Annotated in this window: 15 protein-coding genes; 6 read left to right on the top strand and 9 right to left on the bottom strand. The window is 56.4% G+C overall.

Annotated elements, in window-relative coordinates:
- The first annotated feature begins 9 nt into the window (after positions 1-9).
- The 3 genes from JD108_RS16390 to JD108_RS16400 are packed head-to-tail and all read left to right on the top strand — an operon-like array spanning position 10 to position 2,511.
- Positions 10-675, top strand: a complete 666-nt coding sequence (locus tag JD108_RS16390; protein WP_198826992.1) for an ABC transporter permease — start codon at positions 10-12, stop codon at positions 673-675.
- 4 nt (positions 676-679) lie between these two features.
- On the top strand, positions 680-1,420 hold the full coding sequence (locus JD108_RS16395; protein WP_198826993.1) for an ABC transporter ATP-binding protein: 741 nt from the start codon (positions 680-682) through the stop codon (positions 1,418-1,420).
- A 53-nt stretch (positions 1,421-1,473) separates the two neighbouring features.
- A complete protein-coding gene (locus tag JD108_RS16400) occupies positions 1,474-2,511 on the top strand; it encodes a ThiF family adenylyltransferase (RefSeq protein WP_198826994.1) in 1,038 nt (345 codons plus the stop codon).
- A gap of 121 nt (positions 2,512-2,632) precedes the next feature.
- Here the strand turns inward: JD108_RS16400 and thrS are convergent, their stop codons facing one another.
- From thrS to JD108_RS16425, 5 genes are all read right to left on the bottom strand, one after another.
- The gene (gene thrS, locus JD108_RS16405) at positions 2,633-4,546 is read right to left on the bottom strand and encodes a threonine--tRNA ligase (protein ID WP_198826995.1); all 1,914 of its coding nucleotides are present in this window, start codon (positions 4,544-4,546) and stop codon (positions 2,633-2,635) included.
- Positions 4,547-4,933: 387 nt separating this feature from the next.
- The gene (ytxC, locus tag JD108_RS16410; protein ID WP_198826996.1) at positions 4,934-5,851 is read right to left on the bottom strand and encodes a putative sporulation protein YtxC; all 918 of its coding nucleotides are present in this window, start codon (positions 5,849-5,851) and stop codon (positions 4,934-4,936) included.
- A 164-nt stretch (positions 5,852-6,015) separates the two neighbouring features.
- A complete protein-coding gene (gene mqnC / locus JD108_RS16415; protein ID WP_198826997.1) occupies positions 6,016-7,122 on the bottom strand; it encodes a cyclic dehypoxanthinyl futalosine synthase in 1,107 nt (368 codons plus the stop codon).
- 139 nt (positions 7,123-7,261) lie between these two features.
- The gene (locus JD108_RS16420) at positions 7,262-7,483 is read right to left on the bottom strand and encodes a hypothetical protein (protein ID WP_198826998.1); all 222 of its coding nucleotides are present in this window, start codon (positions 7,481-7,483) and stop codon (positions 7,262-7,264) included.
- Between the two features lie 78 nt (positions 7,484-7,561).
- Positions 7,562-8,626 (bottom strand): spore coat protein, encoded by a 1,065-nt coding sequence (locus tag JD108_RS16425; protein ID WP_198826999.1) that lies wholly within the window; start codon positions 8,624-8,626, stop codon positions 7,562-7,564.
- 226 nt (positions 8,627-8,852) lie between these two features.
- Here JD108_RS16425 and JD108_RS16430 point away from each other — a divergent pair, with 226 nt between their 5' ends.
- From JD108_RS16430 to gerQ, 3 genes are all read left to right on the top strand, one after another.
- Positions 8,853-9,422, top strand: coding sequence for a YqaA family protein (locus tag JD108_RS16430; RefSeq protein WP_198827000.1), 570 nt, complete (start codon positions 8,853-8,855; stop codon positions 9,420-9,422).
- Between the two features lie 131 nt (positions 9,423-9,553).
- Positions 9,554-9,976: a cell wall hydrolase gene (locus tag JD108_RS16435; RefSeq protein ID WP_198827001.1), complete on the top strand. Its 423-nt coding sequence runs from the start codon at positions 9,554-9,556 to the stop codon at positions 9,974-9,976.
- Positions 9,977-10,029: 53 nt separating this feature from the next.
- Positions 10,030-10,467 (top strand): spore coat protein GerQ, encoded by a 438-nt coding sequence (gene gerQ / locus JD108_RS16440; RefSeq protein WP_198827002.1) that lies wholly within the window; start codon positions 10,030-10,032, stop codon positions 10,465-10,467.
- A 69-nt stretch (positions 10,468-10,536) separates the two neighbouring features.
- Here the strand turns inward: gerQ and JD108_RS16445 are convergent, their stop codons facing one another.
- The 4 genes from JD108_RS16445 to JD108_RS16460 form a co-directional block, all read right to left on the bottom strand.
- Positions 10,537-10,977 carry a PilZ domain-containing protein gene (locus JD108_RS16445; RefSeq protein ID WP_198827077.1) on the bottom strand — a complete coding sequence of 147 codons (441 nt, stop codon included), beginning with the start codon at positions 10,975-10,977 and terminating at the stop codon, positions 10,537-10,539.
- Between the two features lie 367 nt (positions 10,978-11,344).
- Positions 11,345-12,631, bottom strand: coding sequence for a GNAT family N-acetyltransferase (locus tag JD108_RS16450; RefSeq protein WP_198827078.1), 1,287 nt, complete (start codon positions 12,629-12,631; stop codon positions 11,345-11,347).
- Positions 12,632-12,799: 168 nt separating this feature from the next.
- Positions 12,800-13,492 carry an NUDIX hydrolase gene (locus JD108_RS16455; protein ID WP_198827079.1) on the bottom strand — a complete coding sequence of 231 codons (693 nt, stop codon included), beginning with the start codon at positions 13,490-13,492 and terminating at the stop codon, positions 12,800-12,802.
- 131 nt (positions 13,493-13,623) lie between these two features.
- Positions 13,624-14,697 carry a Gfo/Idh/MocA family protein gene (locus JD108_RS16460; protein ID WP_228728176.1) on the bottom strand — a complete coding sequence of 358 codons (1,074 nt, stop codon included), beginning with the start codon at positions 14,695-14,697 and terminating at the stop codon, positions 13,624-13,626.
- Between the last annotated feature and the right edge of the window lie 19 nt (positions 14,698-14,716).

Here is a 14,716-nt window from a genome sequence, read left to right on the forward strand (position 1 = left end):
CCCCGCCGCATGCATATGACTCCTGAGGTATGGGAGATCATCTGGCTCTCCCTGAAGGTGACGACTACTGCCATCCTGCTCGGCGCGTGCGCGGGCATCCCTCTGGGTGCCTTTCTCGGCCTGTATTCTTTCCCGGGAAAACGTCTCGCCGTCATCCTGATCTACACCTGCATGGGACTGCCTCCGGTACTGGTAGGCGTACTCGTCTACCTGCTGCTCTCCCGCTACGGCCCGCTCGGCTCCCTCGGCCTTCTGTTCACCCCGGAGGCGATGGTCATCGCTCAGTTCGTGCTGGTCACTCCCATCCTCGCCGGCCTGACCATGTCGGCTGTCCATTCCAAGGAGCGAGCATACTGGGAAACAGCCAAGAGCCTCGGGGCCAGCCCCTGGCAGCTGGTCGCCACGATCATCCGCGAAGCGCGCAAAGGCATCTGGGCGGGAGTGGCGGCCGCCTATGGACGAGCGATCTCCGAAGTGGGCGCCGTGATGCTGGTGGGGGGAAATATCGAGCATCACACCCGCGTCATGACGACCGCGATCATTCTGGAGACGAGAATGGGCAACTTCAGTGCCGGACTGCAGCTCGGCCTGGTGCTCTTGTTGATCAGCTTTTTGTTTAACAGCTTCCTCGTCTCGGGAGTGCTCCAACAATTAAAAAACAACGGGCGGAGATGACGACATGGCATACCTGGAGCTTGAGCACCTGCAAGTAGCCTTTGCAGGAAAAACAGTGCTGCATGTAGAAAAGGCGTCTTTTAACCGCGGCAAAATCTACGGGATCGTCGGTCCCAGCGGCTCTGGAAAAAGCACGCTGCTGCGCGTGCTGAGCCTGTTGGAGAGACCGGCGGCCGGCTGGTTGAACGTTTTCGGCGAGAACATCCATCTGCCGTCCCTCACGCATGCCGGCGGCCTTTCGCTGCAGCGCAGAATCGGCTATGTGCAGCAAAAGCCGACGATGTTTGACGCCACCGTTTTTGACAATGTGGCGCTCGGCCTGCGCTACCGCGGCATGGCTCGCGAGGAGATCCAGACGCGGGTCGGCGAAGCGCTCCGTCTGGTAGAGCTGGAGCATACGGCTACCCAGCGGGCGCATACCCTGTCTGGAGGAGAGGCGCAGCGGATCGCTCTCGCCCGCGTGCTCGTCTATCAGCCCGACCTGCTTTTTCTCGACGAACCGACAGCCAACCTCGATCCATACCACATCGCCATTTTCGAGCGCGTGATTCAAGCGATTCATCAAGAGCGGCAAACCACCGTATTGATTGTGACGCATAATTTGCAGCAGGCCCGGCGTCTGACCGACCATTGTCTGTTTATCCATAAGGGAAGCATCGTGGAGCGCGGGGAGACGGAGGCTTTCTTCGCACAGCCGCAAACCAGCGAACTGGATGACTTCCTCTGCGGCCGGATGATTTACTGACAAGTGATTGGCCCGAGATCAAATGCGATTGAAAGCGGAAAAGAGGGGAACCCATGAATCCGGATCAAAAGCAACGCTATTCCCGGCAGATACGATTCGCCCCGATCGGCAGGGAGGGTCAGGAGCGGCTCGGACAAAAGAAAGCTGTCATCGTCGGCATGGGCGCACTCGGAACGGTGCTGGCCAATCACATGGTCCGCGCCGGAGTGGGACATGTGCGGTTGATCGACCGCGATTTTGTCGAGGAAAGCAATCTTCAGAGGCAGATGCTTTACGATGAGGAAGATGCCCGCCAGCATCTGCCGAAAGCCGTGGCCGCGACGCAAAAATTGCAGGCCGTCAATTCCGGCATCACGATCGAAGGCGTGATCGCCGACCTCGGGCCGGTCAATGCCGAGTCCTTGCTCGCCGACGCCGACCTGATCCTCGACGGCACGGATAATTTCCAGGTCCGGTATCTGATCAACGACGTGGCCGTCAAGCATCAGATCCCCTGGGTCTATGGCGGCGTGGTCAGCGCGAGAGGCATGTTTGCCGTCATCCGGCCGGGCATCACCCCTTGCTTCCGCTGCCTCTTCCCTCACGCGCCGGCCGGCCGGGGCGAGACCTGCGACACGGTCGGCGTCATCGGCCCCGCCGTCCATCTCGTCGCCTCCTACCAGGCCACCGAAGGCTTGAAATTGCTTGTCGGTGCCGAAGACAGGCTGAATCCCCACCTGGAGCAGTTCGACATCTGGCACAATGATCAGCTGCAGATGGATATCCGCGAGGGAAAAAACCCCAACTGTCCCGCCTGCGCGAAGAGGAGCTTCAGCTACCTGGACAGCGGAGATGCGGAGACGGAGGATTTCGCTACGCTCTGCGGCAGGGACACGGTGCAAATCAGTCCGACACATCCGCGAACGGTCGATCTGGAGCAGCTGGCCGAGAGGTTTCAGCGCATCGGACGCGTGGAAAAAAATCCGTTTTTGCTCCGCTTTCACGCGGACGATTATACGCTTGTCTTTTTCAAAGATGGACGGGTGCTCGTACAGGGAACGGATGACATCGGCGTGGCCCGGATCTTGTACGCCAGGTATGTGGGACATTAAGCTCAGGAAAAACAGAGAAGTCCAATCAGGCGAAGCTGCAATCAAAAAAGGTGCTGTCCGGCTATTTGCGGACAGCACCTTTCTCTTTTTTTGATCTAACACCCAAACGGAGTAACCCGTTTTATTTCATCTCGGCAATCTCTTTTTGGATCTTGTCGAGGAAGGCCGCCACGGTCATGGCGCCTTCGTCACCCACACCGCGCTTGCGTACGGAGAGGGTGCCCTCTGCCACTTCGTTTTCCCCGATGACCAGCATGTACGGGATTTTTTGCACTTGCGCTTCGCGGATTTTGTAGCCGATTTTTTCGTTGCGCGCATCCAGTTCTACGCGAATGCCCGCCTGCTCCATTTGTTCCTTCACTTTTTGCGCATACTCCACATGAACCTCGTTGATGGTCATCAGGCGCACCTGCACCGGCGTGAGCCAAACCGGGAACGCGCCTGCGTAGTGCTCGATCAGGATGCCGATAAAGCGCTCCATCGAACCGTACATCGCGCGGTGCAGAACGACCGGGCGGTGCTTTTCGTTGTCCTGGCCGACATAGCTCAGGTCGAACTTCTCCGGCATCTGGAAGTCGAGCTGGATGGTGCCGCATTGGTGGCGGCGCTTCAGCGCGTCTGTGATCTGGAAGTCGATCTTCGGACCGTAGAAGGCGCCGTCTCCCTCCTTGATCTCATACGGCATGCCAGCCTGCTCCAACACGTTTTTCAGCGAGGTTTCGGCGATCTCCCACAGCTCGTCGGAACCCATCGAGTCTTCGGGACGCGTGGACAATGCGACACTGTACTCGAAGCCAAACACCTTGTAGATCCGGTCGATCAGTTGGATCATGTTTTTGATTTCGCTCTCGATCTGGTCAGGACGCACGAAGACGTGGGCATCGTCCTGGCAGAAAGTGCGCACCCGGAGCAAGCCGTTCAGCGCGCCGGAGTATTCGTGGCGGTGCACCTGGCCGAATTCGGAATAGCGGATCGGCAGGTCCCGGTAAGAGTGCATTTTGTTTTTGTAAATCAGCATATGGCCCGGACAGTTCATCGGCTTGAGCGCATACGTGGTGTCGTCCACCTCGGAGAAGTACATGTTTTCATGATAGTGATCCCAGTGGCCGGACTGGAGCCAGAGACGCTGATTCATGATAAACGGCGTGCGCACCTCTGTGTAATGGGCGAGCTGCTGCAAGCGGCGGGAGAACTGTTCCAGCTCGTTGCGGACAGTGAAGCCGTGCGGCAGGAAGAAAGGCATGCCGGGCGCTTCTTCGGAGAACATGAACAGCTCCAGCTCTTTGCCCAATTTGCGGTGATCCCGTTTTTTCGCTTCTTCGATGAAATGCAGGTACTCGTCCAGCTCCGCTTTTTTCGGCCAGGCTGTGCCGTATACGCGCTGCAATACCTGGTTCTCCGACTTGCCGCGCCAGTATGCGCCGGCTACGCTCATCAGCTTGAAGGCCTTGATATAGCCGGTAGACGGCAGATGCGGGCCGCGGCACAGGTCGAAAAATTCACCCTGCTCATAGATGGTGATGACTGCATCCTCTGGCAGATCGCGGATCAGCTCCAGCTTCAGATGATCGTTCAGCTCGGAGAACATGGCCAGCGCTTCTTCGCGGCTTACCTCTTTGCGGCGGATCGGCAGGTCCTGCTTGATGATTTTTTCCATCTCGGCTTCGATTTTGGGGAGGTCGTCCGGCGTGAGTGCTGCCGGGATGTCCATATCGTAGTAGAAGCCGTCTTCGATGACAGGGCCGATTCCCAGTCTCACCTCTTTGCCGTACAGTCGCTTGACTGCCTGGGCCAGCAGGTGAGCGGTGCTGTGCCGATAGACTTCCAGACCGTCGGCGGAGTCCAGCGTCACGATTTCGACAGCGGCATCCTCCTCGACTGGCGTATAGAGATCGACGACCTTGCCGTTTATTTTTCCGGCTACCGCCTTTTTCTTCAGGCTGGAGCTGATGGAGCCGGCGATTTCTTCGATGGAGACGCCTGCTTCATAGGGACGGACGGCGCCGTCGGGAAAAGTCACATGAATTTGTGCCACAAGCCATACTTCCTTTCCAGTTTCAGTTTTTTTCATTTCAGGGAAATCAAAAAAGCACTGCATCCCCAAAGGGACGAGTGCTTGTTACCCGCGGTACCACCCTTGTGAACTGCCTCTCTCCTCTGCTGCTGTGCGCCAGGCCATGCCGGGCCGCGGGCGGAGAAGAGATCAAGGCAGAACGCTTTGATCCAAATAACGGTGTAAACCGGCTCGCCGATACTGCAGAGGGAAGAGACTCCGCTCTGTTCGTTCCCGGCGGCTACTCGAAGGGGGTAAAGCAATACCTGCATGCAGCGGGCTTCCAGCCTGTGACCCGCCTCTCTGAAGCTGCGACAGCATTCTTCATGTCCTTCTCATTGTATTTTCCGTGTGGAGTTGTTTTTCGTATTATAAAGGAGTCGGTTTGTTCCCGTCAAGTATGCGTCTGCCCGACAGGCAAAGGGAGCAGGAATGACAGGTGACCGTCCGCGCTTCGAAAATGCTTCTCACGGTCTGGATCAACGGGAGCCTGTCCTCGCCCAGATGAAGGATGATCCGCTCCGGCGCCAGCGTGACCAGGGCACTGACCAGATAATCCTCTTCCCGGCAGCGCTGCTCCTCTACGCACAGGATCGCATCCAGCTGCTCCAGAAAGATTCGATTCCCCTGTTTGTCATAGAGATGGAAAGGTTTGTCCACACTAGGAACGACGTGCACCACTTCCTGCTTCGTCTCCTGATCCGCGACGAAGTAACGCAGGAGGTCCACGAATTCCTGGTACTGCTGATCCTCCAGATAGTCGTCCAGACCGGTCTCCACCAGTTCGAACAGGTCATTCCAGTGCTCCTGCAGCCGAAAGCGGACAAAACCGAGCACGTTTAACTGCCGCTCGTCTTCGAAGTAGTCAAAGACCTTTCGGTAGACCTTCGCTTTCCTCGTCGACATGTGCAGGGCACTTTCGGTGAAATCTTGTTCCAGACAGAGCCGATGGATAAACGGGAGGACAGACGGCCACTCCTCTTCGAGCAGCTCCGCCTCCATCAAGTCGGCTGCCATCTCTTCCATGACTTCCGGCTCTTTGACGCGGAGGACCCACTCGGCCACTGCCAATGCGATAAACGCCCGCGCCCAGTCGATCGTCTCCGCGTTGTACTCTTCGCGGCACCAGCTCTGGAAGCGGAACAATCTATAGTCACCCTGCTCGTATTCCTCATATGTAATGCATACCGGATCGGTCTTGACCCGCTCCGTCAAGTCCCCCAAAATGGAGCGAAACGCATCACAATGAGCAGGGATATTTTCAAATAACAGGGCGTACACTTGCATCTTGATCCCCCCAATCCGCAATGTAGTTACAGTATATGTCCCACCAGGGGCGATATACTTTTAAACGGATGGAAAGAGCGGGAAGGTTGCAGGGCAAATAAAAACACGACGCCTGCGAGCGGCGCCGTGTACGTTTTTCTTTTCTCTGGGCATGGTGCAACTGGTTAATTTTGCATCACAAAGTCCACTTCGGCCTGCTCGCCTTCCTGGAAGACGCGCAGGATCTCGTACTTGGTGTTTCGCTGTGCCGGGATTTTCCCCGCCTCCCTGATCAATTGCAGGATCAGGTTGGTATTTACCTTATAGGCGCATTTGGCTGCCGACACGACATTTTCCTCCATCATCGTGGAGCCGAAGTCATTGGCCCCGTAGCTGAGCGACAGCTTCCCGATCTCCGGCCCCATGGTCACCCAGGAGGATTGGAAGTTGGGGATGTTGTCCAGCATCAGCCGGGCAATCGCCAGCGTTTTCAGATACTCCTCGGGCGTGTTGTTGACTGCTTTCATATTGGTGTTGTCCGGCTGGAACGTCCAGGTGATGAAGGCGGTAAAGCCGCCCGTCTCATCCTGCGCTTCGCGTATGCGCATGAGAGAGAGCACCCGCTCCTCCATCTCCTCGCCAAAGCCGATCACCATCGTCGCTGTTCCCGGCAAGCCGGCGCGGTGGGCCGCTTTTTGGATATCGATCCACTCTTTCCAGGAGCCTTTCAGACGGGAAATTTTTCGCCGCGTCCGATCGTCGAGAATCTCTCCCCCTGCTCCCGGCAGGGAATCAAGGCCGGCCTGTTTCAACTGGCGCAGCACTTCCTCGATCGGAAGTCCGGAGACGTCCGCCATCTTTTTGACTTCCGCCGTGGAAAACGAGTGCATCGTGATCTGTGGAAACCGCTGCTTGATGCCGCGCAACAATTCGAGGTAATAGTCAAGCGGCAGATCCGGATTGGTCCCGCCCTGCATCAATATCTCCGTACCTCCGACGTCGACGGTCTCCTGAATTTTTTGGTAAATCTCTTCATTGGACAGGACGTAGCCCTCTTTCGATCCGGGCGGCCTGTAAAAAGCGCAGAATCGGCAATACGTATCGCATACGTTGGTATAATTGACATTTCGCCCGATGACGAACGTCGTAATCGGCTCCGGATGCCATTTTTGCATGACGAGATTGGCGTAATGGCCCAGCTTTTCCAGTTCATTGCTGGCAAACAGCTCCAACCCGTCTTCCAGTCCCAGGCGTTCTCCCGCCAAGGCTCGTTCCAAAATATGATCGATCAAAAGGATCACTTCCCTCGCAACATGTCGTCCACGCTTCATCGTATCATAAAAGCAGCCGGGATAGAACCCCTGCAGGCTCCCCGGGAAGCAGAAAGCAGCCCTGCCGGCGGCAAGACTGCTTTGCTCTCGCATCTCACGTTTATGCTTCGAAACCGATTTCCTCATAGACTTCCGGGTCCCAATAGATGACGGACTGCCCGAGCGGCAGATTCATCTCGCGGGCTCCGTTTGGTTTGCCGTTGAAGTAAATAATCTCCGTAACCGATACCCGATCTCCCCGCACGTCGATTTCCCCTTTGAACTCCAGCGCCGTACCATTTGGCGCATAGAAGGTGACTTTCCCCGATCCCAGTGTTTTCATCCGGTACCTCCCCCATGTGGTCTGTACCTCTATAGTAGTAGACAATCTTTCCCAGCGTCAATGCACACGGCAGACTTTTTACCCGCTGGCAGGATCGGCTGCGCTCTTTTTGCGTCCGCCTTTCTGCTTGCTGTCACTCGCGGGCGGCACGCTGGCCGAGCCATAGGTCTCGGAGGCCATCGTCGCTTCCGGCTCGGCTGCCATCCCCAGCTCGTCCCCGCCCCCGTAGTGCTCCTGGCGGTACTGCGGCGAGGAAAAAATCTGGCTGGCATTGACCGGCGGCGGCTGCATCGATAGTGGGGATGCCTGCATCGGCTGCTGGGTCAGCTGCGCAGGCTGTTGGGTCAGCTGCGGCTGTTGGGTCAGCTGAGGCTGTTGGGTCAGCTGAGGCTGTTGAGTCAGCTGGGGCTGTTGGAGGGCTGCCCCCGGCACCGCCATCCCTGGAAGCATGGACGAATGCCTGGCGAGCGGCCCCTCCGGCTCCACGGAATTGGTAAACAGCGTGCCGTTCTGCTGGACAGACGGAGTGACTGCTCCCGGAGCCATCTGCTGTATCGCCCCTGGTGCCATCCCAGCGGTGGGTTGATACCCTTTCAGCAGCTGGGCATTGACACTCTCCGGCATCGCTACCAGCGGGTAGTAGCCCTTGCGCTTCATGTAATTCCACGTCTCATAGGCTTGATTTGCACAATTGACCGCGCTTTGCAGGAGCATGCTGCGTATCTGGGGATGAGCCGCTTCCAGTGCTGCCGCCATTTTAAATACCGCTCCCGACTTATGCAGCCCCAGCATAGCGGAGGAGACGTCGCGATCATCCATCTGGTTCGGATGGGTATTGGGCTGCTGGGCGGATGGCGTCGGGTGGGCAGCTTGCGGGGCAGGCGGCATCGCTGACGCATTTGCTCCCGGCGAGCTGATCGGGCGATACGGCAAACCTTCACCGGCTCCCAGTCCGCGGATGGTCTGGACCATGCTGTTGTATTCCGTCTCCATAAATTGCAGTTGGTGGCGAAGAAGCTGCACCAATTCGGGATCCCGGGCATAAGGCGCGTACAATTGCGCTGTATTGATCGCATCTACGGCCCCGTTCAAGATTTCGTGCAGCTCCATCACTTCGTGAGCGCCGTACACGTGGGGTTGCATCGAATCGATTCCTCCTTTTTCAAAATCTCTAACAGTATGTCCCTTTTTTCTGGCAAATAGAAGCAAGCTCCCCTGCGAATTTGCCCGGAAGGCTGTAACTCTTTTCGCCGCCAAACGTAGTACCAGACATATCCCCTCGTACAAGGCATATATAGAACTACAGAAACCACCCGCTTTCCTGTATAATGGAAAGAAGGTCAAGGATAATTCAATTGAGGAGACGCTCATGTTTGAACAAATCACGCAAGCCTTTATGCAATACGGAATTTGGGGCCTGTTTGGACTTTCTTTTCTGGACTCGTTTATCGTCCCGGTTCCCCCGTTTTTCCTGCAGATCGCGATGAGCCTGATCGACCCCTCTTCCGCCCTGCGCTATGCGACCATAGCCTTTACCGGCTCGATTTTGGGAGCGCCGATGGGTTACATACTGGGAAAATGGCTGGGCAAACCGATTCTGAAAAAGATTCTTCCGGAAAAATGGACGGCGCTCGCGACGGAACAATTCGATAAAAACGGGGATACGGCCGTCTTGATCGGCGCGTTCACCCCGATTCCGTTCAAGGTCTTTACCATCCTCAGCGGTGTCTTTAATTACTCGCTGACCAAGCTCATGCTGTTCGCCATTTTGGGCCGCGGAATCAAATTTTATCTGATCGGCGTCTTGTTTCATCTCTACGGCAAACACGCCAAAGTGCTGCTCGACGAGTACCTGGAGATCAGCGTTCTGGGTATCGGGGCAATCGTTGCAATTGCCTGGTTCATCTGGAATAAGCGAAAAAAGAAAAAGCTGGCATGACTGCGGAATAAAAGAGAGCAACGCGCCCGGGAGCGGATCACTTCTCCCGGGCGCGTTTTCTTTCGTGGACATTCACCTATTGCAGAACCCTCAATATATTGGAAGTGTGAGTTTTCGGAGGAGGTGAAGCGATGGCCGTCATCAAGGCAAACTCCAGAGATGTCGACATGTTGGCCCGTTTAATCCGGGCGGAAGCGGAGGGAGAAGGAGATTTAGGCATGCTCATGGTGGGAAACGTCGGCGTCAACCGCATTCTGTCCAACTGTCTGGATTTTCGCGGGATTCGGACGATGCGGCAGATGGTGTTCCAATCCCCCGGCGGGTATGAAGCGGTGCATAAGTCGTACTTTTATCAGCGCGCAAGAGACAAAGAGCGGCGCCTGGCACGAAGGGTCATTAAAGGGGAAAGGCAGCATCCCGCCTCGAATGCGCTCTGGTTCTTCCGGCCGAGCGGCAACTGTCCCGCACAATGGTTCAACCAAAGAAACTCCGGACGATACAAGGCCCACTGCTTCTTCGTCCCCACTCCCCAGGATTGTCCCCGCGTCTACTGATTGGCTTTGTTTGTTGATGGTGCTTGCAAGACAAAAAAAGGAGAGAGTTCATCATGAGTCAGCAAATGCCTTATAATCCGTATACGGCCTACCCCTACACAGAGATGTATCCGTCCTCGACCTTTCCATTCCAGATGGGTCAGCCCGGAATGCCCGGCACGCAGCAAGTCACGCCGATGCAGCCGAGCGGCTCGATGATTCCCGGCACTCCCCTGGCGCCCGGACAGGTGGTAGAGGAGTCCTACATCGAGAACATCCTCCGCCTCAACCGCGGCAAAGTGATCACCGTCTACCAAACCTTCGAGAACAACACGCAGTGGAACGCGAAGATTTTCCGCGGCGTGCTGGAGACAGCGGGACGGGACCACATCATCCTCAGTGACCCGCAGACGGGCAAGCGTTTTCTCTTGCTGATGGTCAATACGGATTACATCACCGCCGACGAAGAGCTGAATTACATTCCGCCTTCCTTGGCTTTCGGCACCCGCTAAGAACGCATCGGCGAAAACGAAAACACCTCCAGCAAATCGTTTGATCACACGATTCCGGGAGGTGTTTTTTCATTCTATATGAAAAAAATCTTTGCGATCTCCTTGCAAAAACCAGCCGCTGGGCAAGCTGCCCCTCTGTCTGAAACGGATGGCGAGCGAATTGACCAAGCGGTTGACCTCCGCATGGGCGGACTCATCCATGGTAAATTTGACGGCGTATTCATAGATCGTCTCGCTCCAGGGACTGCTACGGACGACATGGCCATACGTTTTCAACTGTTGTGAATAGACTTCTGTTTCAAACTGAAGGACCAGCTGATCATTGACGGGCAATTTCAAATCAGATAAAAAACGAAGACCGCCGCCTCCGATGTCCTCAATGAGAACTTCCGCGCTGCCTACTTCCAAGGTCTTTCCTTTGATCATGACGATCGTCATTCGAGAACGCAGAGGAGGATCCAGCTTCAAACGAAAGTAGTCCCGTTGTTTGCCCGTTTTGACACCGTTCACCGCTTTTCACCCCATTCTATTTGCCGGGGGCTTGTCCAATCCCCCCACAGTTGCACGACACAGCTGCCAATGGAAAAAACGCCGCTTCGCACGGCGCTGTTTTTGAATCGGTACTAGCAGTACGAGTGTACTACTTCTTTTCTGGATAGTTCATTTCCTTCCTGGTGACGGAAGAATTTTCCCACAAATTGTACCGGTCGTATCTGATCGTATCGGAGCGAACGAACCGGAACAAAAGATCAACGACAAACCAGACGAAAACCATGAAGATGCAAAAGATGAGAACGGCTCCCCACACGAACACATCCTCCCTCCCCTTTATGATTACCATATGAGGAGAGGGGGCGAAAGATTCTTTCTATTCTGACTAAAAGGCGGCGGTGCAGCGCGGCTTCTGGGGAACGGCAAACAATCGGTCCAATGCCTCCACATAGGCGGGATTCGACACTTCAGCCAGTCCGTAAGCGTAGAGACTGTGAAAGCGGACAGCCCCCATCGCCAGGGAGGAAAAGTCGGAAATATCGATCGCCACTTCTGCATCGGTGCTGCCCGGAAGCGGGCTCTCTTCTACCGACACTGGCACGCCCTCATGGAAACGGACGGCATACGAGCCTTGGTTGGCAGGGAAAAAGCTGTCGCGGATATGAAAGGTGAAATGGCCGCTCGCCACACCCAGTGGAAGACCAGCCAGCTGCCGGAAAAAACCGGCGACATCGATGATCCGGTACATCAATCCCACTCCGCTGGCGTGGCTCTCGTGATAGTAAAAGGGGATCAGGCGGTCCGAATCATTGCGCGGATCAGCCAGGAGAACGTGAAAATCCTCATCCTGCGTATAAAACACAATACGTCTCACTTGATCGGCCTGACTGCGCAAAAATGCGAGCATCCCTCGCAGCGCCTCTGTCGTCTCATAGACCAGATCGCGGACGTGCACATCATGGATGCTGGCATTTTCCGAATGTACCTGCTTGAACTGGAGGATCAGATAGCCTTCCAACTCCTGCACACCCTCCCGGCGGTAGCCGAATGCCAGATGCTCTGCATTTTCGAGCAGCGTATTCATCTCCCGCTCACTTTTCTCCGTCATCCCGTGCGTCCGGGCAGCGTAGCGGTTATAACAGCGGAGTATCTGCTCCCGCTCTCCTCGCTCCAGTGCGACCACAGCGGATTTGTCTCCATCCGGCAGGCTGAGCGGTAAGGCCCGGTACTCATTCATCTTGGTCCCGACGCCAAACCCCATCTGTCTGTAAAAATCGACGCGAAACGGATAGAGCGAAACGAGACTGACTCCCCGCTCCCGGTAGGCTTGCAAAAAGCGGGTCATCATCCCCTTCGCCACTTTTTCCTTCTTGTGCAGCAGATCGACGGCCACCGTGCCAATTCCACCGGTTAGCAGCTGCCTGCCGTGAACATTCATCTGAAAATCACGCCACTTCATCACGCCCACCAGCTGGCCGTCGCGAAAACAGCCTTGTATGGAGCTGGTCGGATCCTGCTCGATTCCTTCGCGCACCCGCTCTATCCATCTTTCCCGCACGCCCGGCGCATGCAGCTCCAGACGCGGATAAGCGCGTTCCACGATTCTGACAAATTGAGCGACTTCCGAGGTTTCCAGCGCGCGGATTTCTTCCCTGGCGATCGTTCGATCCATATTGTGCGACCCCCTTTACCTTATCAGCGATCTATTAAAAAATATTTTATCGGAACAACCGTCTCTCTGACAAGGAAAAAGTGGGGAATCATGGAATACGTTCTCGCTTACGACAGCCACCGGAAAAGAACAGCCCAAAGGCGGACTGGATGCCGCCCGCAATGCCTCCTAGGGCTGACGGCTGGGAACGGAGGCGAGCTCCTTGATCGCCGCGAGCACCTGGCGATAATAATGCTGCTGATGGGGGACCAAGTCGGATCGTTCCACTTTTGCGCTGCTCGCGGTGATGCGGCCGTCCTCCAGCCACTCACAGCCGCTCGCCTCTGCAGCCTGTATTTCTCCGGCCAAGAGTGCCACCAGTTGGGCGAGCTCGATCCAGTACAGGCCCGTCAGCTCGTCCCGCTGGATGCGATAGGCGTGCAGCGGTTGATCCTGTTTGAGGGCGTACACATGGCAAAACTCGCGGTCGAAGATCTCCGCCTCCCTGAGCACGTCCGAAAAGACGCCGATGGGCGAAAGATCGCCGAGGGATGCGCGAATGCCCAGCTCCTCCTCCAGCTCCCTGACCCCGTCAGCGGGCGTCTCCCCGGCGAGCAGGTGGCCAGCCGAGGTGACGTCCAGCTTGCCAGGCCACGTATCCTTTTGCGGATGCCGCTTCTGAAACAGGAGGCTAATGGTTCCACGCTCCTGCTCCTGCCCCTGTTCCCGCTTCGATCCCTGGGAATGATGACCCGCCTCCAAGCGGTATACCCAGCAGTGAAAGGTGCAGTGCCACAAGCCGTGCCGGTGAACATTTCCCCGCGTCTCTATGCCCAGCCAGGTCATCTCTTCATCGTAAAAATCGAGGATTTCATCCTTCATCACAGATTCTCTCCGTTCTGTCGCTTCATTTTTTATGGTCTTCGTTTTCTCAAATGACAGAAACAGGCGGTGGGCTGTGTTCCCATCGCCTGTTTTTTTCATCTCTATACGCATATCCGCACGAACAGCGGCTAGATCCCCAGCAGTTCATCCAACGTCTTCTGAACAGCCAGTCCTGCATCAAAACCGACCAGTCTCGCCTCTTTGCCATCAAGCGCATGGGCAAACTCATCCAGCAGAAGCGACAAGCGATCCTGCTCCGGCACCGGCACCTCGCTGGGCAGCTCGCCTGCTGCGCCGGCCATGAGGATGCTCCAGTTCTTCACCGCGAGGGTCCCCTCGGTGCCGTAGATGGTGTAGGTAAGCTGCTCCTGCTGGGCGATGTTGCCCAGGCCGTTCACCGTTACCGGAGTACCGTCCGCGAGACGGAGCAGCGCCGCGATGCTTACCTCGCAGGCGTCAGGATCGTCTGGCGGGTAGTCCACATCGGAGCGGACGACCTCGCAGCCGCCAAAGAGAGCCTGCGTCAGATGCAGAAAGTGCGGCATGACCTCGCGGACAAACCCGCCCTGCTCTCGGCCTGCCAGCCATGCTGTCTGCTGCCAGGGGCGGGGCCATTGGTGAAAATGGGTGGTGATATCGATCCGGCGGATGCTTCCAATCGCTCCGATCCGCTGCTTTAGCTCGGCAAAGAGGGGACGGTAGTAGAGCGGGAAATTCATCGCGTGAATCACGCCCGCTCTTTCAGCCGCCTGCAGCATCTCGCTCCCCTCCTGCACGGTGCTGGCCAGGGGCTTCTCGCATAGCAGGTGCTTGCCGCAAGCCAGCACATCCAGCGCGATGGGATGATGAAATTTTGGCGGAACCGCGATGTATACCCAATCGAGCTCTTCCTTCTCCAGCATCTCCTGGTGGCTGGTATACCAAGCGTCGATTCCGGTGGCGTCAGCCGTTCCCCTGGCGCGCTCCTCGGATGCGTCACACACCGCTTTGACGGTAAAGCGCTCATGAGCCAGCATGGCCGCAAGCAAGCGCTCCCCCATTACTCCCAGTCCGATTACTCCCACTGTGTATCGCTCTTTCATCGACATTCTCCTTTTTCCGGCTGCGGCAGAGGCGAGAGGGATGTTCAACCCGCCCGTTTGCGCCCTTGGCAGGAGCGCTTCGTCCAACCGGATTTGCGTAAAATGGAATGTCCCCATCATACAATAAAAAAGGTCCTCC

Origin of the sequence: Brevibacillus composti (assembly GCF_016406105.1) — a bacterium.
In the GTDB taxonomy this organism is placed as follows: domain Bacteria; phylum Bacillota; class Bacilli; order Brevibacillales; family Brevibacillaceae; genus Brevibacillus; species Brevibacillus composti.

Bases quoted from the DNA above. Each gene is read 5' to 3' on its own strand.
- JD108_RS16425 (WP_198826999.1), bottom strand. From the start codon at position 8,626: ATGCAACCCCACGTGTACGGCGCTCACGAAGTGATGGAGCTGCACGAA.
- JD108_RS16435 (WP_198827001.1), top strand. From the start codon at position 9,554: ATGGCCGTCATCAAGGCAAACTCCAGAGATGTCGACATGTTGGCCCGT.
- JD108_RS16460 (WP_228728176.1), bottom strand. From the start codon at position 14,697: ATGATGGGGACATTCCATTTTACGCAAATCCGGTTGGACGAAGCGCTC.
- JD108_RS16430 (WP_198827000.1), top strand. From the start codon at position 8,853: ATGTTTGAACAAATCACGCAAGCCTTTATGCAATACGGAATTTGGGGC.
- JD108_RS16420 (WP_198826998.1), bottom strand. From the start codon at position 7,483: ATGAAAACACTGGGATCGGGGAAAGTCACCTTCTATGCGCCAAATGGT.
- JD108_RS16390 (WP_198826992.1), top strand. From the start codon at position 10: ATGCATATGACTCCTGAGGTATGGGAGATCATCTGGCTCTCCCTGAAG.
- JD108_RS16395 (WP_198826993.1), top strand. From the start codon at position 680: ATGGCATACCTGGAGCTTGAGCACCTGCAAGTAGCCTTTGCAGGAAAA.
- gerQ (WP_198827002.1), top strand. From the start codon at position 10,030: ATGAGTCAGCAAATGCCTTATAATCCGTATACGGCCTACCCCTACACA.
- ytxC (WP_198826996.1), bottom strand. From the start codon at position 5,851: ATGCAAGTGTACGCCCTGTTATTTGAAAATATCCCTGCTCATTGTGAT.
- JD108_RS16455 (WP_198827079.1), bottom strand. From the start codon at position 13,492: ATGAAGGATGAAATCCTCGATTTTTACGATGAAGAGATGACCTGGCTG.
- JD108_RS16400 (WP_198826994.1), top strand. From the start codon at position 1,474: ATGAATCCGGATCAAAAGCAACGCTATTCCCGGCAGATACGATTCGCC.
- JD108_RS16450 (WP_198827078.1), bottom strand. From the start codon at position 12,631: ATGGATCGAACGATCGCCAGGGAAGAAATCCGCGCGCTGGAAACCTCG.